Consider the following 20,284-nt stretch of genomic DNA (forward strand, 5'->3'; position numbering starts at 1 on the left):
GTTCATAATCGAATGAACGCGTTAAAAAATCTTTTGAATGGCATCGAACGGGGTTCGCAATGGCCTTCGGAAGTCATCATTGTGTACATGAATGAGGATGCGTATAACTTGGAACATGTATACTCATTTCCTATTAGATCGATTATTCTTCACACGGATAAAGGCATTAATCTTGGTGCAGCTCGAAATTTGGCTATGCAAGAATCCTCGACGGAAAACAATATATTTTTGGATGTAGATTGTATTCCCGAGGAACATTTAATAGCAAATTATGCAAAGCATATGGATGAGGAAGATGTGCTCTTTTCCGGACAAGTTCGTTATTTACCGGCGGGCTATGATCGAAGTAAAGATTGGGAAGATAAGCTACATCAATTGAGCTTGCCCGATCCAATTCGCGGCGACCTCCAAGAATATACGTACGAGTTATTTTGGTCTTTAAACTTCGGATGTTCTAAAAAGACTTTTAAGCAAATCGGTGGGTTTGATTCGCAATACGAAGGCTATGGAGCAGAAGATACTGATTTTGCATTCGAAGCGCGCAAGCATGGTGTTACACTGAAAACTATTCCTGCGTTATCTTATCATCAACATCACGCTACCTATAAGCCCCCATTAAATCATTTGCAAACGATAAGTACTAACGCTGCGTTGTTCTTTTCAAAATGGGCAGTTTGGCCAATGGAAGGTTGGTTATCATCTTTTGAGCAACTAGGTTATCTGCGACGTGATGCAGGAAATTTACAGGTACTTCGACTGCCAACGGATTCGGAAATCGAAGCTGTAAGGACGAGTTAGATTGAAGTTGGATTAATTATATGAGAAAACTCCCAAAAGTGATTTTGGGAGTTCTTTTTTGGGAATTTTTTTTACTTGAATTTTAAAAATCGTTACAAAGCGTAAAAGGATTCCGGTTGGATGGGTTCCGGTTTATCCGTTCTACCTAATAGATCGATGGTGTTGATATGAATGTTACGAGCGATAGTCGTCATCGCGGTATCGTGCTCCCGGTTTCTAAACGGATCTTGCATGTGTGTGGCTGTACTTTCTAATAGAAAGAAACAAGAGGAAATAACCACCAATAACGGCAATTCGAATGCGCTTGCAATTTCTCCCAAAGAAATAGACAAAGTCACTACAAATACGTAGATCATAAAATGCAGAAACAAACGATACGTTACCGGAAAAACAGTGCTATTAATACGTTCGGCCATTCCCATTTCGTCCGAAAACTTGACGAAGGATGTATTAATCTGTACATGACTAAATTCCGTTAATGCTCCCGTTTTACGTAAATCAGCAACCTGCCGGGCGCTTTGCTGCAATAGGGCTAATGGAACATTAGTATGTCCTTTCAACTTCGACATATCCTCCGCACTAATCAGATTTTCAATGTTCTTAGTAGGATCTTGTCCGCGCAAATTTTGCCCTAAACTGTAGCACCAAGCAACATGTCTTAGCGCAATTTGCTCGATAACCGACTTGTTTTCCGGCGAAACAAACGATTGTAATTGGACCACTACGCTCCTACTATCATTTACAATGCCTCCCCAAACTTTTCGTGCTTCCCACCACCTGTCGTAGGATTGATTCAGGTTGAACGATAACAAAACTGAAATAGCCGTTCCGATAAAAGCTGGAATGGATATATTCATGGGTGGGATGTAGTCGATAAAGGTGATCGTTAAATATTTGACTAGCGATCCAATAATAATCACATAAAGTATGTCCAACTTGATCTTGTCAAAGATGTATTTGATGGGTATTTTTTTATTAATTAGCATATATCCTTTTCATTTGCTGCTTCGTTTGTGTTACTAGGTTGATATTATTTGTCATCAATTATCCAAATTTATTCGCTGGTCTTCCAGTAAATGGTAGATTTTTTATCACAAAAGTATATCCTGCCTGCGGTTGGTAAGCCAGTTCACTATCTGACAAACCTTTTGAGGCTGTCGTAATATATAGATCATTTAAATCTTCGCCTCCGAATACGCAACTAGTGACCTGTTTCACCGGTAGTTCTATTTTTTCCAGTATCTCTCCATTGCTAGGATCACGTCTCGTTACGCATCCCCCGCCGAAATGCGCTACCCAAAGCATACCTTCGCTATCTATTGTCATACCATCGGGCACACCTTCTTCGTCCGGGAACTCCACGACAGTAGTTTTCCCAAGAATCCCGCCTTGTAACTTTTCGTAATCAAAACGACGAATCTGTGCGTCGTCACTCTCTACATGGTAAAAATACTTATCATCTTCACTCCAGTCCAATCCATTGGAAATGGTAGTTTTCTCCAAAACCATCTTAAAAGTAAGGTCGGGATACACCACGTACATATTTCCAAGGCCTTGTTGCTCCGATTGAGCCATCGTTGCAATCCATAAGCGCCCGCTACTATCCGCCTTGCCATCATTAAAACGATTTTCAAGATTTCCGGGTTCGGGTTGCACCAAAATTTGTGGCGTACCTCCAGGCAAATTTAATCGATAAATACCAGATGGCAACGCAGCTAAAAACCCTAAGTTTTTCGTTGGCACGATCGCTCCTACCATTTCATCTAATTGCGTTACTTGTGATGTTTCATCATCAGGCCAATACGTATAAATTTTATTCGATAAAATATCTACAAAATGCAAACAACGTTGTTGATCGTCCCAAACGGGAGATTCTCCCAATGCACAATTTTCTGCTACGGCTACTTGTATTGTTCTTTCTATTTTCATCTTCTCTTTGTACTTCTATTTTATTGCACTCCTTGCCTATCGCCAGTTCTACGTCCGATCTGCTTGTTAAGTTCCAGCGCTGCGCTAATTAATCCTAAATGCGTAAATGCTTGTGGGAAGTTTCCTAGGTGCTCGCCTTTTTTGCTTATTTGCTCGGCAAAAAGTCCGAGATGATTACCATAGCTGATCATCTTCTCAAAATTTTCGACCGCTTCGTCCACCTTACCCATTTTCGCTAAACACTCGATGTACCAAAACGAACACATCGTAAATGTACCTTCTTCCCCTTCTAAACCATCGATTTTTTCATCGTTCAAGTACCTGTAAACAAGCACATCAATACGAAGTTCTTTTTCAATAGCTTTCATCGTGGCTTCCCAACGCGGTTCTTCCGGACTAATAAAATGCACAAGTGGCATCAATAACACACTTGCGTCGACACGCTCCGATAGCTTTTTGCCATCTTTGTATTGCACCCAGGCCTGCACATCCTCGTTCCAAAAATTCTCAAAAATATCCAAGTAAATCTCGTTACGTAATCGGTGCCAGCGATCGGCATCATACGGAAATGAGCGATCCTCACCAATCTTAATTGCACGATCAATTGCTACCCAACACATCAGACGGCTATGAAGAAACTCATGCTTTTCGTTTCGGATTTCCCAAATACCGTGATCCGGCTTCTTCCAATTTTTCTCAACCTGTGCTACTTCTTTCACAATGATTTCCCAGAGTTCATACGTGATGGGTTTGTACATCTTATTGTAGATATAGACCGTGTCGAGCAGTTCGCCATAGATATCTAGCTGCAGTTGGTTATTCGCTTCGTTTCCAATTCTCACAGGTTTACTGTCGCGATAGCCTGCTAAGTAATCTAACTCCTTTTCTTCCATTTCAGAAGTACCATCCACGCGATACAGAAGATGCAAATCCCGATCTTTATCCTGCTCGATAATCCATTTTAGGAAAGATTTCGCTTCGTCTTTGAATCCTAGCTTTAAAAATGCATACATGGAGAATGCTGCGTCGCGAATCCAAGTAAAACGATAATCCCAGTTTCTATCTCCTCCGATTTCTTCGGGCAATCCAAAGGTTATCGCTGCAACCGTAGATCCATATTGCATAGATGTCATCAACTTCAATGTAATTGCCGAACGATGAATAATTTCCTGCCATCTGCCTTGATAGACGGATTGCTTCAACCAATCTCGCCAGTACTTTATGGTATCAAAATAATTGTCCGTTCCGTATTTTTCAATGTCTTGGAAATGCGTATCGTCGCCATCTTTCGCTGTTTCGAGAACAAACATAGATTTATCTCCTTCCTTCAAGCTGAACGAAGAATACACATCATCATTTCTGATGGATAAATCGGATGTGGCGGATAAACGAATGGTTGACTGTCCATTATTTTCAGAATGGAAATAAACATGATCATCTTTCTTTTCCGCAGTGTGCTTATCTTTCGCGTATCCGAAGCGCGGCTTGCATTGCATCTTAAAATCAATGTTTCCGCGTATAGCCTTTACTTTGCGTACAATAGCGTTAAATGTATAACAACTATCCTCTACAATGGGCATATAATCTGTGATTTCCACAATGCCATCTTCAGAGAAAAACCTAGTAATCAATACCGCTGTACCCGGGATATAAATCTGCTTGATATTGACATCTTTCATCTCAGGAACGATGCTGAAATATCCACCCTTATCTTTATCGAGTATGGATGCAAAAATGGTGGGAGAATCGAATTTCGGAAAGCACATGAAGTCGATGGTTCCGTCCATGGCAACTAGTGCTGCCGTATGCATATTTCCAATAACACCGTGATCTTCGATCGCTGGATAAGATGTGCTTCTTCGCATATAATGTGTTTAACAATAGACCGATTTTGGCCTATCGTTAAAAAAACAAATCCGAAGACTTCTTGTTTTTCATCATAGACAATTAAGAAAGATAAATGGGAAAACTAACAAACAAGGTTGCCTTAATTACCGGATCAGATACTGGAATCGGCTTAGCTATTGCAGAGGCATTGGGCGAAGAAGGTGCCAATGTGATTGTCACTTATCGCTCTGACGAAGAACGCGCTCAAAAAGCTTCGGAAGAATTAACGACAAAAGAGATCACACATAGTATTTATCAACTCGACGTAAGTAAAGAAGATGAAGTGGAGAAGGTCTTTAAAAATGTCGTAGAAAAATACGGACAAATCGATATTCTAGTCAATAACGCGGGAGTCAATGGCAGTGATATTCCGGTGATTGACATGGATACGGAAGTTTTTGACACCTGTATCAAGACGAATCTCTATGGTCCATTTTTCTGTAGCCGCGCATTTTTACGTTTCCGCAAAAGCGGACAAAAGGGTGGTAAGATTATTAACGTAAGCTCCATTCACGAGGAAGTTGTTACTGCAGGAAATGCGGATTATAACGCATCTAAAGGCGGTTTAAAGAACTTTAGTAAAAGTCTCGCTTTAGAATTAGCAGAACAAAAAATTCAAGTGAATAACATCGCCCCGGGTATGATTCTAACAAAAATGAATCAGGAATCTGTGGATGATGAAAAAGTGAAGAAAGAAAAAGAACAAAATGTCCCAATGAAACGCGCTGGTGAAACCAGAGATATACAAGCAGCAGCTGTTTACTTGGCTTCTGATGATAGCGACTATGTTACCGGATCCACCTTGACAATTGATGGCGGATTAAGCATCAATCTGGGGCAAGGCGCTTAGTGTAGTGTTTAGTAGTTAGTAATTAGTAGTTAGTATTGAGTACCGAGCATCTAATATCTAACATCTAGTATCTAGCGTCTAACATCTAACGTCTAACATCTAGTATCTAATATCTAACATCTTGTATCTAGTATTAAGAAACTACTGGTTGAAATGTTTTGAAGCGGGAGCTTAACTATCGGTTATCTCCCTCTTCTTCTTTTCCTTCTCGGATGCGCTCATCCACTTCCTCTGCTTCCTCCGCATCCAAATTTTTCACATCCTTAGATTGCGATTGGTTTCCTAAGTTGATATGAAAGGTACATCCAACAGGAAAATGATCGGAACCTATGCTCGGATAGGTGAATAGCTTATCAATAAACACGGATGTAGAGTGAAATAGCAAATCCAGCGGAACGCGAAATAACCAATATTTTGCATGAAACGTAGCCAAAATTCCACGACCAATACGCGCATCAATAAGCTTACTTGTTTTTTTAAAAAGTATAGACGTTCTTGCCCAAGCTACATTGTTAAAATCGCCGGCAACGATTACCGGTAAGTCGTAATCGCGTACTTTCTTGGCTACGCTGAGCAAATCGCCGTCACGTTCTTTAGAATTCTTTTCTTCGGTCGGACTTGGTGGCGGCGGATGTACGCCGAAAAATACAAAACGCTGCCCGTCGGGCGTTTCCAATTCTGCTTCGATACTTGGCAAATCGTCTGCAACGAAATAATGTGTTTCTACACGGTGCATTTTCAATCTCGTATAAAGATGCATGCCGTAAGTATTGTCTAAAGTCACTTTCTGGAAATTCGGATACTTACTTTCCAACGAACTCATAGCCTCTTCCCAGTTCGAATCACTTTCCATCGTCAAAAAGATATCTGGATCTTCCTTTTCGATCAATTCCGTAAAACGATGAAACGCTTTATTATACTGATAGATGTTGCACGCAATCAATCTTACCGATTTAGACGCATTTTTTTTGTCATCATTGCGCTTTTGGCTTCGCCAAAATTTGGTATAACGAATGAAAATATAAATATGAAAAACAACCAACGCGAGTTGCGCGCCTTGTAATATCCAAAGCCATAGTTTATCACCAACAAAGAAGAACGTTAATGGAAAAATAATGAGTTGCAGAAAAAGCAATTGCAAGCGCATAAAATCGGGCACTCGAAACACCCAATGTTGATTTTGAATAAAAGGTAACGCACTTAAAACGATCAATACGATCGATAAGACAATGAGGATAGTGTACATTGGAGATTACTGGAACATTAACAACTAACTTGAAAAAATCCGTCTTCGTAAATGGCATAACAATTTGCACCTTGTGGTACACATCGTGTGTCCAATCCACTGAATAGACTGAAAGCGGGAAGAATCAGTCGATGATTTGTGATGACGTAACACGGAAAGCGCATGGAACTTTTTCGTCCCACTGCCACATGCACTCCCGGATGGTAATGTCCGCATATCGTAAATGCGTCTTCTAATGCCGGCTGATGCCCATGGGAAAACGTAATGCCATTTACTTGAAAACCTTCATCGATAACACGCACACCTATTTGGGAAAACAACTCCGATGAAAGACGATCGTGATTTCCACGCACCAGCACAAAGTCAACCTGCGGAAATGATGCAATCAATTTGGTTAACATCGGCACTTCGTTGTTCACACCAGCATGCAATAAATCTCCAGCAATTAATACGCTGGAAGGCTCGTAATAAGTAATCAATGCACGCAATCGATCTAAATCCTTTTCAGTTACCTGATGCGGTAATGCGATGCCGGATTTCCGAAAATGCGCTGCTTTGCCAACATGCAAATCAGATAAAATCAACATTCGTTGTTCCGCCCAAAATATAGCACGTTGATTAGTCAAAAGAAGCGTTTCTTTACCGAAAAGTACAGATTTTTCTAAAATGTTCATCGTCTTCGCTTTCGAAGCTTATCGCCCTGCTCCTGCATCCTACGCACTCGCGTAGCCAAATCTTCGCTGGATAAGGATTGCCGCATGCTATCAACCTTTATAGGGAAGCTCAGCGGCGTAAAGCTTGTCGCAAATTTAAAGATTATATTGCTAGCATTTATACGTTTGAACGCGCTTTGTAATCGTGGCTCTTCCAATTGCTGATTGAACACTTCGGTGTACGCTTGCCGAAGAAGCAAATTTTGTGGATCGTGATCTTCCAGAACTTTAAAAATAATTCCAGAGGAGGATTGCAGCGATTTATTATTTTTTTGTGCGCCGGGGAACGTTTGTACCACCATACCAGAAACCACCGCAATATCACGAAACTTTCGCATAGCCATTTCGGTTGCATTGATACTCGAAAGCACATCATCCATCAAATGATCTGCGCTCAATATTTTGTGAAGTTGATCATTGTCCAAATGGATTTCGGTATCCGAAAACAGTTCAAAACCATAGTCGTTCATAGCCATGGAAAAAGTGATTGGATAGAGCTGACTGATACGGTACGCCATTAAAGCGGCCATCACTTCGTGTACCAAACGTCCTTCAAATGGATACATGAACAAATGATAACCTTCTCGCGTATGAATCAATTCTACCAAAAACTCATTCTCACTCGGAATATGCGAGTCGATATTTTGTCTGGAAAACAAAGGTTTTAAAAAACGTAGCTCTGCTTCTTTTGCTGTGGGCTTGATGGAAGCCGCCAACTTTTGCCTTAGAAAATGACTAAGATTCGAACTTAGTGGCAATCTTCCGCCTAACCAACTCGGCGTGATGGCCTTACCGGACGACAAACGTACATAAGTGGTCATTTCTTTGATGCGAGCAAGCTCCAACACCCGTCCAGCTAAAATAAATTTGTCGCCAGATTTAAGTTTGGATATAAAATATTCCTCAATCATGCCAATATATCCTCCGGAAGTAAACCGAACACGCATCATTGCTTCGCTCACTATCACACCGATGTTCATGCGATGCAACATCGCAATACGCCGTTTTGGTACAACCATCAATCCATCTTCGTTTTCGGAAACTTTGTGAAAGTCTTGATAATTTGCGCCAATCTGTCCGCCCTGCGTGATAAAGAACATACACCATGCCCATTCATCTTCCGTTAGATAAGTAAAAGCGTGCGTATCTTTCATCACTTGGTACAAATTTTCTTTTCGAAAACCGCCCCCCAATGCTACGGTAACTAGAAACTGAACCAAAACATCGAAGGTCTGCACCATAGGTTCGCGGGATTCGATAGTTCCTAAGTGAACCGCCTCCTTCAACGCCGCCACCTCAATCAATTCCAAGGAATGGGTGGGTACGACGTAAATCTTTGAAACCTCGAAAGGTGAATGCCCGCTACGGCCCGCGCGCTGCATAAAGCGTGCAACGCCCTTACTTGAACCAATTTGAATAACGGTATCTACAGGTTTGAAATCCACACCCAAATCTAAAGAGGAAGTAGAAACAACCGCTTTCAGCTTTCCTTCGCTCAGCGCTTCCTCAATCCATTCACGAATACTTCCACCGATGGAACTATGGTGCAGTGCAATTTGTCCTGCAAAATCGGGGTATGCTTCCAGCAGAAGCTGGTACCACATTTCGCTTTGGCTTCGTGTGTTAGTAAATACAATTGTAGATTTGCTGGCCAGAATGATCGGGACAACTTGCTCCACCAGCTTTCCACCAAGATGTCCTGCCCAAGGCAACACCTCAACTTCTCCCGGAAAAACGGGAAGAATAGCGATTTCCTTCTTCTCTTTAGCAACGATTTTAACACTTTTAAGCGGAGGCGGAATAAGGACGTCCATTGCCTGATCAAGATTACCGATGGTCGCTGTAATTCCCCAAATGCGGATTTTTCCATAACTGTGTCGCAAAAATGCCAACGCCAACTCCACCATAACGCCACGTTTTGTTCCGAGCAATTCGTGCCATTCATCAACCGCAATGCAGCGCAGCGATTTGAAGAACCGATCACGCGCTTTCTGCGCAATAAGCAGATGTAAGCTTTCGGGAGTTACCAAAAGTACATCCGGCATTTGTTTACTCTGTTGCTGTTTGCGCTTGACATCTGTATCACCATTGCGCACATCTACCACCCAATCCAAGCCGATTTCGTCAATCGCCTCCTGCATCGCACGGCCTAGATCTTTCGCCAAACTTCGAATCGGTGTAATCCATAACAACTTTAATCCGGTTTTATAATGCTCCGGTTTATTCATAAAATCCTGAAGAACGGCTAAGAACACGGAGAACGTTTTCCCGAACCCGGTAGGTGCTACGACCATACCACTTTTGCCGGCCGCGTAGGCAGACCATGTTTTTTCTTGGAACTGAAAAGGCCGATTGCCTTTTGCATGCATCCAGTCGACGATTATTTTATGTCCGTCGGAGGTATTGGTTTTGCTTTCGGACATGGTTTTAGGTGCTGATTGGAATTAGCTTTTTTATTTCTTCGATGGTGTCAATATCTGCGACAGTTTTGTCTTTTCGCCACCGTAAAATACGCGGAAAGCGCAATGCAACGCCTGACTTGTGTCGATTACTGAGTGCAATTCCTTCGAATGCAATTTCGAAAACAAGTTCCGGTTTTACTGTTCGAACAGGACCGAATTTTTCCAATCCATGTTTATTTACGAAACGACTCACTTCCTGAATTTCCTTATCAGTCAACCCCGAATAAGCTTTCGCTACCGTAACGAGTTCTTCGCCGCGTCGGACAGCAAACGTGTAATCCGTATAGTAAGCGCTTCTTCGGCCGCTTCCCTTCTGCGCATAAATCAGCACCGCATCAATCGTTAACGGATCCACTTTCCATTTCCACCAATCGCCTTTTTTTCGTCCACTATGATAAGGAGAATCTAAGTGCTTAAGCATCAAGCCTTCGCTATTCAATTCTCGTGCATCTTCGCGAATTTGTGGCAAATCAGTCCAATTACTTCCAGCAATTACTTGGGAAAGTTGCATATTTGGGTGCGGATTTACGGTGACAAGTTGCTCCAATTTTTCGCGGCGAGACTTCAAGGGCTTGGCGCGCCAATCTTCTCCCGAAAATTCTAATAAATCGTATAGAAATACTGCAATCGGCACATCATCCAATAATTTCTTTGCAACTTGTTTTCGATTTAGCCGCTTTTGCAATTCACTGAAGGCCATTACCTGACCATCTTTATATGCCAGCAATTCACCATCAATCACAAAGTCGCCATCCCATTCCGACAGCGCCTCGATAATTTCTGGAAATTGATCACTCACTAATTCTTCACCACGCGACCAAATGAACACTTCCCCATCTCGCTTAATAAATTGGCCGCGAATGCCGTCCCATTTATACTCCGCCTGCCAATTGGTGCGCTCCCCAAGTTCTTCCAAATCTTTTTCCAAAGCATAAGCTAAGCAAAATGGATATGGTTTTGATAATTCGGTGTCGCTGTAATGACCTCGAATTAGCTTATCGAATTCAACCGTTTCGCGATCCCAATGTCCCATAATACTATGAGCTACTGCACTATCTTCCATCTCGTAGAACCTAGCAAGCGCATTGATTAAACTTTTAGAAGAAACGCCAATCCGAAAGCTTCCGCCTAGCAATTTATTAAATATGAAACGTTCATGTGCTGGCAAGGAGTTCCATGCAAGTAACACGAAGGTTTTCTTTTCTTCTTCCGTTTTATCTTTCAATCCAATAATATCATCCATCCACTCCGAAAGACTTCGATCGACGATCTTTTCTGGAGGTGGGAGAATTAACGCAATAGTTTCGCCCAAATCTCCTACGGAGGAATAGGATTCCAAAAACAACCATTCCGGAATTTCGGTTACTTCCATCGCCCACAATTTAAGTAAGGTGGTTGTTAATGGACGTTTTGGCCTTTTTCCCGTAAACAGTGTCAGAAACCATAATTTATCAGATTCGCTCCCTTCGGCGAGGAAATGCTGAATGGCATCCAACTTAGCGGTTGTTTTGTTTGTGCTATCTAAGGCATAGATTAAGTCAGCAAATGCTTTCATTCTGTCGCTCCGCTCCTTTCCGGACTTTCGTCTTCTTCCTCATTGCCATAGGCTGTCTTCACTTCGTCCGCCTTGATGCCAATTTCGTTCAAGTACTTCGCGAATACAGCCGTTTGCCCATGCGTGACGTGTACTTGCTCCGCTCCTGTTGCTTTCACCGCCTCGATCAAACCTTCCCAATCCGCATGATCGCTGATTGGAAAACCCGCATCAGCGCTTCGCCAACGTCGCGCACCACGCACCTGCATCCAGCCCGAACAGATTCCATGTACCATGTGCGGAATCTTTTTGATTACTTTCGACTCTAATAAGGACGGTGGTACAATGACGATTCCCTGATCCAAATGCTTGACATCTTCTCGTAAATCCGCTACCTCATATTTTGGTAACTTAATGCCAATTTGCTCAAATGCTTGGTTCAGCTTGCCGATTGAATAGTGGACATGCAACGGTCCACAATCTTGCAATGCTTGCATAATCCGTTGTGCCTTACCTAAAGAATAGCCAACAAAAACCGACGTTTTTTTATTTTCTTGATTGCTTTTTACCCAATCTTGGAGCTGCTTATTTTGATCTTCCACAGATAGCCAGCTATAGATCGGTAATCCGAACGTACTTTCGGTGACAAATTCGTGGCAACGAACCGACTCAAATGGTGTCGATAATCCATCATCCTGAATTTTATAATCACCGGAAACTACCGCAACCTTTCCTTTATATTCCAAACGCACCTGTGCGGAACCAATTATATGTCCTGCCGGAAATAGCGAAATTTTCACGCCATTTCTAGTGATTGATTCATGATAACCAATACCTTCAACGGAAATATCTGGACTAATTCGGCTTCGTAAAATGGGAACAGTGAAATGATGGCAAAGGTAATGCTTCATGCCCCATTTGGCATGATCGGCATGACCATGGGTGATAATGGCGAAGTCTACCGGCCGCCATGGGTCGATATAAAACTTGCCCGGTTCGCAGTAGATTCCTTTGTCGGTAAATGTCAGCATCGTATTAGATGCAACACGGATGCAGGGCGATTTGTTTTTTAGATAAACTTCATTTCAGTAGCGCGGTGAATTAAGGAAGCAACATTATTCACCTTGAATTTTTGTAACAGATTGCGGCGATGACTTTCAACGGTCAATGGACTTATAAAAATCTTTTCGGCAATATCAGCCGTAGTTAACCCACTGGCAAGTAAAGCAAGCACTTCACTTTCACGACGTGTAACGAATGGCACCTCGTAATCTGTTGTTTTCAACATGTCGCGCATTTCTAAAGACACAATTTGTTTGCCCTCGCAAACCTGTTCCACCGCATCAACCAATTCCTCCGCGGAAACATTTTTCAATAAATATCCCTTAGCACCGTAATGCAACATCCGCGTTGCAACGCTTGCTTCCTTTAAATTGCTGATCGCAACAACGTGCACCATTGGAAACTTCTTCTGGACATATTGAATCGCCTCAAAGCCATCCATTTCCGGCATATTGATATCCAATAATATCACATCTACATGCTGTTGTTCTAAAAAAGAAATCGCCAATTTGGCATTCGAAAATGTAGCCAGTAGCTCGATAGATTCTGCGTCACGCAAAATATGTTCGAAACCGTTTAGTACCAATGGATGATCGTCGATGACGATGACTTTAATTTTTTCTATGATCATGTAAAGGTATGCTTATGTGAATAGAAACGCCTTCGCCGGGAGCAGTATCTATTGACCATTTTCCTTGCAACATATCCATTCGATTTTTAATATTTTGTATTCCCATTCCAAAATTATTTTCTCGACTTGAAGTGTACAAAAATCCTATCCCATTATCTTCCACCGATAAATAGAATTCGCCATCGCGTTCGCTACATTGTACCCATGCATGCGTCGCTTGGCTATGCTTCAACATATTCGTTAGCAGTTCCTGCACGATTCGGTAAACACTAATCAGGAAAGCGGTACTTTTGTGAGCTGATATGTTGTCGGCGGCGAAATCAATTTGCAAATTATCGTGTTGCAAGCTTTTACATAAATCTCCTAGTGCAGCTTCCAGTCCCATTGAGCGCAGCGATTCCGGCATCATATTTCTCGCAACACGACGTACTTCATCTACCGAATAATCAACATCTTGTATGAGATTATTTAAAGAATTAGTTACGTCGTGGGCTGTAGAATCCCTTTGATTGACAATAGCTGAAAGCTTCAGCTTAATGGCGGCGAGCACGCCGCCAAGACCGTCGTGCAGATCACGTGCCACCCGGCTGCGCTCCTGCTCCTCGCCCTGTGCAACAGCTTCAAAAATTCGCATACGCGCTTGTTGATTTTCATTTCGTTTACGATTTCTAAATGTGATGAAAGTGATAGCACCTACAGCGATCAGTAACAAGCAACACAGCGATAGAATAATCGTCCATGTTTGCGTACGAACCAAAGAAAGTTGCTGCCGTTGATTGATTTCACGTGTTTGCGAAAGCTCCTTTTCTTTTTCTGCAGTTTGATATTTTCGCTCCAACTCCATGATTCGTGCTTCGCCCGTATCTTCCATAAGCGTGTCTACCGCAACTGCATATTTTTTGAACCACGCAGAGGATGACTCAAAGTTGCCCAAATCTCGTTCAACATTAGCCAAATTATAGTAAATGCGTTGTTTGTTGCGCCAAATCGCACTTTTTTCTACATAAGGTAAAACTTCTAAAAGCGCTTCCTTCGCTTCTGGTAGTCTACCTGCTTCCTTATATGTTTCGTATTGATCAAAAAGAACGGAAGCAATCATTTCATCGCTATTCAATGCGCGAGCGCGTGCCAATCCTAAATCAAATTGTTCGAAAGCGCGCTTCCAGTTGCCTCTTTTTTTCCAATAGCTACCGTAAACAGCGTGATAAATTGGCCCGTACGTAGAAAGCGGAATCCGTTTGAAAACATCATAAGCTTGCGATAATAATTTTTCAGCTTGCTCAAGATGCCGCTGGAAAACGGCATTTCGGGCAGCATTTACATAAGCAGTTAGCCGATGTTCATCGCTGGCCGATGAAACACCGAGCATTGCAATGGCGCGTTTGTAATACTGATCTGCTTCCTTGTATTTCTGCATATTCATCAATGCCATCGCTACATTCTGATAATTATTACCAAGCAAAGCTGTATCCTTTATTGCTGTTGCTAAAGGAATAACCTGATTAATCAGTGCATCCACATAATCGTTCGGTTCACCATCTCGTTGCCGTAAAGCGCCGTAACTCGACCACAGTCGAATACGATAACGCATAGCTTCTTCAGTTTTTACCTTAGATAAATGCCGTTCAGCTAACATATATAGCTTTTTCGCCTGCTGCGGGTCAGTATCGAAGTGCACCGCTGCTTTGTAAAACGATAACAGGCCAAGTTGATATGGAGAATCCTTTTCGGTTTCCATCAACTTCGTAGCTTCGCGGATGTAAATAAAGGCTTGTGCAGTATCGTAATCGCTCCAAAAGAAACTCAGCTCAAGTAGCGCTTTTGCCTTCTTTTCGTCTTCCGGCATATCGGAAATCTTGCGATACACACTATCCCCGTACGCTCTAACCGCTCCCGAATTTTGCGCTTGCAAAGTGCCGAGGAAGAGCATGGATAGTAGAAAGGTCAAGGTTGATGGATAAAACATGTAATCTGGGCCACGATCTAGCTAGTAAGATACGTATTTAAGCGCATTTTCTACAACCATTTATTTATACGCTACATGCTATCGCCATAGCACTTGCCCACCAGCTGTTTCTACCTTATTGTTTCGCCAAATGATGGGAATAACGCCAGCGGTATTTGTTGCGTTAGGATCTACGTTATAAGTTTTGCCATCGTTCGGAATGACCTTCAGCTCCCAAATGTATCCGAATGGTCCTGTTTGCCGATAGTTAGAACCAACCAAAATATGCTTATCATCCGGCGAATAGTGTGGCTCTGCCTCTTTGAAATTGCTCTCTGTAATCTTAACAGGATCACCACTTTGAAAATCCATCGTATGCAAGTGATTTCCAATCCGCACCACCATCTGATTACCGGCGTTATTTACGTTCAAATCACCCCAATCATCGTATTTCATTTCGCGAACCAATGTACCATTGTTGTAAGGTGGATCGATCCTGATGATGTAATTCTTATGGGTAATTAGTAAACGGTTCTCTGGTAGCCATAAGCGCGTCTCGTTGAAATCGAAAGCTTCTCCATTGATATCTAACAGTCGTGCCACCACTTCGCCATTTCTTCGAACGATCGTAATGCCATCCTCATCATCATTGGACAGAATCATGATGAGACTTTTATCGGGCGATAGAAAGCCTTTACAGAAAGCGTTTAATCCGGGACTACGATATACAAATTCATCAATTACCGAGTTGTTTGCCATGCTACTCAGCGTGAATCGAATCGGATAATCGCCTACAGTACTTTCGTTCATTACGGTCAAACGTTCCTGTCCATCGCGCGACACATCAAAACTGTTTAGCTTGGTATCATCGGGAATAAATGCACCGCCACTGGCAGCGGCTAAATGTACGCGCATGATACCTTCCGTTGCCCAATCGTAATAAATCGTACCAGGCAAACTGGTTATATTTCCTTCCGTACCTCCGCCGTTAATATCACCGTCTTTACTGCAGCTTGCATAAAAAAGAATGCTGAATAAACACATAGCAGGTAGGAATTTTGAATAAATGCTCGATAGAAACATGATCGCTTTCATAGTGTGATGATTGTTTTTAATAAAATTAATACGCAAATGGCCCGAGATCAATCCACGAAAACCAGTAATTTAGCGAACCATGATCGACGGCAGCGACAAACCACAGAAAAAATTCACACCAGTACAAGCTAAGTTGAAAGCTGAAGGTTTTTGTGCGTATCAAGAACGTGCGCAACAGGAAGTGCGGGAAAAGTTGTATAGTTGGGGACTGTATAGCCGTGATGTAGAGCAAATTATTGGTCAGTTGATTGAGGACAACTTCTTAAATGAAGAACGTTTTGCTCGCGCTTATGTGCGTGGTAAGTTTAACATAAAAGGTTGGGGAAGAATTAAGATCAAGCAGGGATTGAAACTTAAAAAAATCTCCGCACCTCTCGTTAGAATCGCTATGACGGAAATTAACGCTAGCGATTACTTCGCACGATTGGAATCTATCTTAGTGAAGAAAAATGCTTTGATCCGCGAAGAAAACGTGTACAAACGCAAGAATAAACTTGCGCAATACGCGCTGGGCAGAGGTTACGAAAGCAATCTTGTTTGGGAAGCTATTGGCGGGATTTTGGAAGGTTGAGTTGATCTTTAGCAATAAGATTTTTAGAACGATGTAGTAAGCGACAGCCTAAATATGTTTGACGTTTGTCTGCTAGATTCATTTTGTTCAGTAATTCTTCCATACTCGAAAGACGATTCCATTTTAGGATTATACCGATAGCCAATTGAAACGTATGGTCGCAATTGATCTAAAACATGGTTGTTTACGTGCTTCTTATTCCAAACGTTCAAAAAGATTTCATCTTGTAAACCAACAAACGGACCTTTGCTAAAATCGCTATTGGCAAAAACTGGAATTATTATACTGGCAAATAATCGTGCGCGCAACGAAAATAGCGTTTCATTTTCTTGGATAAAACGCTCTTCGAGACGAGTTCTCACTTCCAATTCAGCCCGACCAATTGTTTTTTCATACTGATATTGCTGATAGATACGGTTTTCGGGAATGTACATACGTCCATCTTCCGCTGATTCCCAATCTCCTTTGAAAGCGTAGCCAATAGCAACGGCGTGATTATCATTAATGTTGTAAGCGACGCCCGCTCGTAACAATATCGTAGAAGTGGGAGCTAAATGATTTTCCAATCTGCGCTGCGCGTCAGTCAGAAGATCTATTCGCTCATTAAGTCGAAAATTGCTGGTCAAAAACATCCAATATTCTGATGAACCATGTTGAGCTTTGGCAGAAAAAGGAATAGCAATTGGGATTAATATGCAACCAATAATAAATAGTTGAAACCGGTAATTACGCGATACGCAACTTACGAGCTTCCTAAAACTGTACGTTATACCTTTAAAATCTTTAATTGGCGACAAGTAAACTCTTTGTTAAAAACTGAAAGAAATGAAGTAGGAATGTCGTGGAGTGATTATATTGCGTGACGCAAAAATGTTATCGTCAATGAAAAAAGGGAAACGTTTCGTTGATTAAGTTTGAAACGCTTCCCTATTCATTAATCATCAGTTTTTTCAGGATCTACATTTCCCGCTGCATTACCAGCTAAAGGGCCGCTAGCGTTATCAACTTCTTCTTCATCAGTTGTTTCTTCAATATCAGGATCATACTCTTTTTGAGTTCCCTTCTTATCATCTTCTTGAGGTGGAAAATTGGTGTAATTTGCCTTTTCGTTTTCCGCTTTCCCACTTTCATCGGCCGTTTTCGGCTTTTTATTTTTATCGTCCATATCTTCGAAATAATTAAGTTAAAACTACCTATCCAACAGATCGTACAGCGGATTGTTTTTCACGACAACAAACACTTTCCGCATCTATTTGTCCTAAAGGCGAAACTGATAAGCATTTGTTTTTACAGTTCAGTTTTCATCGGATAAAAAATAAAGGCAGAAAATCACATAGAATGGCAATTATTGACGCAACGGTAACTAATAAAGAAATTCCACATATCATTCAAGAGCAAATTGTTAGCGCGCTAAGTCACTATCCTGAATTGACAGATACACATATTCGTTTTAAATTTACAAGATCTCTAGGGGGATCTATTATGGCTGCAAGACCCGTGGTTGCGTCGCTATTTGGCGACAGAAAAAATCGTCAATACGAAATCTTAATTAGTGCGGTATTCAAGCTATCAGATAGCATAGAACCAATCCATCAGGTAGAAGATGACGTACTTATCGGATGGATCGGTCACGAACTGGGACATATCATGGACTACGAGCAACGAAGCACGATGGGAATCGCGCGCTTCGGATTGCTGTATGGGCTTTCGAAACGGTATATCCGCAAAGCCGAACGCGTAGCGGACACTTTTGCGGTGCAGCGAGGGATGGCACCATACCTATTAGCGACCAAAAACTTCATATTAACACATAGTGGATTATCCGAAAAATATAAAAATAAGATAGCGAGCTTATATCTTTCTCCCGATGACATCGTTGCTTTAGTCGAGGAACTCAAACATAGCGATAAAGAAGAAAAGCGCAAGGTAATAGCTGAGGAAGAAGTAATTGGCGACGAAATTAAATAAGTCGAAAATTAAATACAAATAGGCGCATTTGCGCCTATTTGTATTTAATGAATTTATTGATTTAACCAATTACAATGTAGCAATATGGGCTTCGAATTTTAGAAGATCTTCTTCATTCATAACGCGTGGAATTTTTGATTGCCCACCCAATTTCTTAAAATTAGCACTCCAATCGTGGAAATGACTTACCGGAATTACACGTACCAAAACGTCGGATAGTGATTGTTTTCTAGCCACCAGATAGTTCTTATTGCTATTACAAAGTTCGGAATCCAAATACCTGCTCAGCTCTTCCGATTCGAACACTTGATCGCTACCTAAATACCATTTAGATACATATTTCCCATTTTCCGACACCGTTGAAACCAAAAATTCCTGCACATGAATATCGAATTTATCTTGCACCTTTTGGATAGCCTGATTCATTTGGTGTACAGATAGTTGCTCGCCTACAACATTCAAAAAATGTTTCGTTCGGCCACTAATTTTAATTTCGCTTTTCTCTTTGTCGGAGATAATGACTGTATCGCCAATCATATAACGCCAAGCACCGGAAACTGTAGATATAAGCAATACGTATTCCTCTCCTTCCGTCACATCCTTTAGCGGTAGCACCGTTGCATTCGATCTTACACGTCCATTGTCATCCATATTTTCAGGCTTGAACGGCACGAACTCAAAAAAGATACCATTGTCTATTATTAAGGACATGGCATCGGTATCAGGTCGCTTTTGTGTAGCTAAGTAGCCTTCCGAAGCTAAGTACGTATCGATATAGGTCATCGATTTCCCAAGCAGTTTCTCAAAACTTTTTCGATACGGACCGAATGCCACACCGCCAGTGGTATAAACTTGAAGATTCGGCCAGATATCGTGGATGTTATCAAGTTTATTGTACCGAATAATTTCTTTCAGCATCAATTCCGCCCAAGATGGTATTCCGCTAATCGTTCCCACATCCCATTTAGGAGCAGCTTTAGCGATGCGACGAACGCGTTCTTCCCAAGTATCGCTTGCCGCTATTTTCTTACCGGGTTTGTAGAATTTCCGAAACCAAAGTGGCAAATTAGCCGCGGAGATACCGCTGATCTCTCCCGCTAGAAAACCATGATAATCTTTAAGGTGCGTACTGCTTCCCAACATCATGATATCTTTCCCAAAAAAGTCGGCCGGCATATCAAAATTCTTCATACTTAGCACCTGCTGGATTCCAGCTTTACGGATAGCATCTACCATATCATCTGTTACAGGTATGGCTTTACTATTGCTAGTGGTACCACTACTCAATGCGAAAAACCGTTGTCCGCTAGGCCAAGTAACGTTTTCATGGCCTTCTTCCAGATAGTGCCACCATTCGGCGTGCAACTTATCATAGTCAAAAATCGGCACTTGTTGTTGAAATGTTTCTACGGGATTCTGGGATTCGATGATTTCTTGGAATCGATAATGCTTTCCGAAGGCAGTATTTTTTGCTTTCGATAACAAGCTTAATAACACTTCATGCTGCGCGTTCTCAGGAGTGGGATCTGGCGTAATCAGACCATTAACCTTGATAGCGCGCTTGATAATCTCTCCAATTATTGCCATAGGTAA

Annotated in this window: 18 protein-coding genes; 4 read left to right on the plus strand and 14 right to left on the minus strand. The window is 41.8% G+C overall.

The window, feature by feature from the left end; translation table 11 throughout:
• Nucleotides 1-12: 12 nt before the first annotated feature.
• The gene (locus ACFSQ3_RS10270) at nt 13-798 is read left to right on the plus strand and encodes a glycosyltransferase family 2 protein (protein WP_380869457.1); all 786 of its coding nucleotides are present in this window, start codon (nt 13-15) and stop codon (nt 796-798) included.
• Nucleotides 799-890: 92 nt separating this feature from the next.
• Here the strand turns inward: ACFSQ3_RS10270 and ACFSQ3_RS10275 are convergent, their stop codons facing one another.
• The 3 genes from ACFSQ3_RS10275 to ACFSQ3_RS10285 are packed head-to-tail and all read right to left on the minus strand — an operon-like array spanning nt 891 to nt 4,592.
• Entirely contained in the window at nt 891-1,784 is an 894-nt protein-coding gene (locus ACFSQ3_RS10275; protein ID WP_380869458.1) for a bestrophin family protein, read from the minus strand.
• 58 nt (nt 1,785-1,842) lie between these two features.
• Entirely contained in the window at nt 1,843-2,727 is an 885-nt protein-coding gene (locus ACFSQ3_RS10280; RefSeq protein WP_380869459.1) for an SMP-30/gluconolactonase/LRE family protein, read from the minus strand.
• Nucleotides 2,728-2,747: 20 nt separating this feature from the next.
• A complete protein-coding gene (locus ACFSQ3_RS10285) occupies nt 2,748-4,592 on the minus strand; it encodes a glycoside hydrolase family 15 protein (RefSeq protein ID WP_380869460.1) in 1,845 nt (614 codons plus the stop codon).
• A 95-nt stretch (nt 4,593-4,687) separates the two neighbouring features.
• Between ACFSQ3_RS10285 and ACFSQ3_RS10290 the strand changes: the two genes are divergently transcribed.
• The gene (locus ACFSQ3_RS10290) at nt 4,688-5,464 is read left to right on the plus strand and encodes an SDR family NAD(P)-dependent oxidoreductase (protein WP_380869461.1); all 777 of its coding nucleotides are present in this window, start codon (nt 4,688-4,690) and stop codon (nt 5,462-5,464) included.
• Between the two features lie 175 nt (nt 5,465-5,639).
• On the opposite strand, the gene ACFSQ3_RS10295 is transcribed toward ACFSQ3_RS10290, so the two are convergent.
• From ACFSQ3_RS10295 to ACFSQ3_RS10330, 8 genes are all read right to left on the minus strand, one after another.
• Nucleotides 5,640-6,710: an endonuclease/exonuclease/phosphatase family protein gene (locus ACFSQ3_RS10295; protein WP_380869462.1), complete on the minus strand. Its 1,071-nt coding sequence runs from the start codon at nt 6,708-6,710 to the stop codon at nt 5,640-5,642.
• A 17-nt stretch (nt 6,711-6,727) separates the two neighbouring features.
• Nucleotides 6,728-7,384 (minus strand): ligase-associated DNA damage response endonuclease PdeM, encoded by a 657-nt coding sequence (gene pdeM, locus ACFSQ3_RS10300; RefSeq protein ID WP_380869463.1) that lies wholly within the window; start codon nt 7,382-7,384, stop codon nt 6,728-6,730.
• Nucleotides 7,381-9,846, minus strand: coding sequence for a ligase-associated DNA damage response DEXH box helicase (locus ACFSQ3_RS10305; protein ID WP_380869464.1), 2,466 nt, complete (start codon nt 9,844-9,846; stop codon nt 7,381-7,383). Before ACFSQ3_RS10305 ends, pdeM begins: the two co-directional genes overlap by 4 nt.
• A 4-nt stretch (nt 9,847-9,850) precedes the next feature.
• Nucleotides 9,851-11,440 (minus strand): ATP-dependent DNA ligase, encoded by a 1,590-nt coding sequence (locus tag ACFSQ3_RS10310; RefSeq protein ID WP_380869465.1) that lies wholly within the window; start codon nt 11,438-11,440, stop codon nt 9,851-9,853.
• Nucleotides 11,437-12,450: a ligase-associated DNA damage response exonuclease gene (locus ACFSQ3_RS10315; protein ID WP_380869466.1), complete on the minus strand. Its 1,014-nt coding sequence runs from the start codon at nt 12,448-12,450 to the stop codon at nt 11,437-11,439. The genes ACFSQ3_RS10310 and ACFSQ3_RS10315 overlap by 4 nt, the downstream gene beginning before the upstream one ends.
• A gap of 38 nt (nt 12,451-12,488) precedes the next feature.
• Nucleotides 12,489-13,112, minus strand: coding sequence for a response regulator (locus ACFSQ3_RS10320; RefSeq protein WP_380869467.1), 624 nt, complete (start codon nt 13,110-13,112; stop codon nt 12,489-12,491).
• Nucleotides 13,093-15,078, minus strand: coding sequence for a sensor histidine kinase (locus ACFSQ3_RS10325; protein ID WP_380869468.1), 1,986 nt, complete (start codon nt 15,076-15,078; stop codon nt 13,093-13,095). Before ACFSQ3_RS10325 ends, ACFSQ3_RS10320 begins: the two co-directional genes overlap by 20 nt.
• 78 nt (nt 15,079-15,156) lie before the next feature.
• Entirely contained in the window at nt 15,157-16,152 is a 996-nt protein-coding gene (locus ACFSQ3_RS10330; RefSeq protein WP_380869469.1) for a hypothetical protein, read from the minus strand.
• A 79-nt stretch (nt 16,153-16,231) separates the two neighbouring features.
• On the opposite strand from ACFSQ3_RS10330, the gene ACFSQ3_RS10335 reads away from it, so the two are divergent.
• Nucleotides 16,232-16,723, plus strand: coding sequence for a regulatory protein RecX (locus tag ACFSQ3_RS10335; RefSeq protein ID WP_380869470.1), 492 nt, complete (start codon nt 16,232-16,234; stop codon nt 16,721-16,723).
• Between the two features lie 23 nt (nt 16,724-16,746).
• Here ACFSQ3_RS10335 and ACFSQ3_RS10340 read toward each other — a convergent pair whose 3' ends face one another.
• Nucleotides 16,747-17,520 (minus strand): DUF2490 domain-containing protein, encoded by a 774-nt coding sequence (locus ACFSQ3_RS10340; RefSeq protein ID WP_380869471.1) that lies wholly within the window; start codon nt 17,518-17,520, stop codon nt 16,747-16,749.
• Between the two features lie 137 nt (nt 17,521-17,657).
• The gene (locus tag ACFSQ3_RS10345; protein WP_380869472.1) at nt 17,658-17,888 is read right to left on the minus strand and encodes a hypothetical protein; all 231 of its coding nucleotides are present in this window, start codon (nt 17,886-17,888) and stop codon (nt 17,658-17,660) included.
• A 173-nt stretch (nt 17,889-18,061) separates the two neighbouring features.
• Here ACFSQ3_RS10345 and ACFSQ3_RS10350 point away from each other — a divergent pair, with 173 nt between their 5' ends.
• Nucleotides 18,062-18,691, plus strand: coding sequence for a hypothetical protein (locus ACFSQ3_RS10350; RefSeq protein WP_380869473.1), 630 nt, complete (start codon nt 18,062-18,064; stop codon nt 18,689-18,691).
• A gap of 69 nt (nt 18,692-18,760) precedes the next feature.
• Here ACFSQ3_RS10350 and ACFSQ3_RS10355 read toward each other — a convergent pair whose 3' ends face one another.
• Entirely contained in the window at nt 18,761-20,278 is a 1,518-nt protein-coding gene (locus ACFSQ3_RS10355; RefSeq protein ID WP_380869474.1) for a GH3 family domain-containing protein, read from the minus strand.
• Between the last annotated feature and the right edge of the window lie 6 nt (nt 20,279-20,284).

This window comes from Sphingobacterium corticis (assembly GCF_042684745.1).
Taxonomy (GTDB): Bacteria; Bacteroidota; Bacteroidia; order Sphingobacteriales; family Sphingobacteriaceae; genus Sphingobacterium; species Sphingobacterium corticis.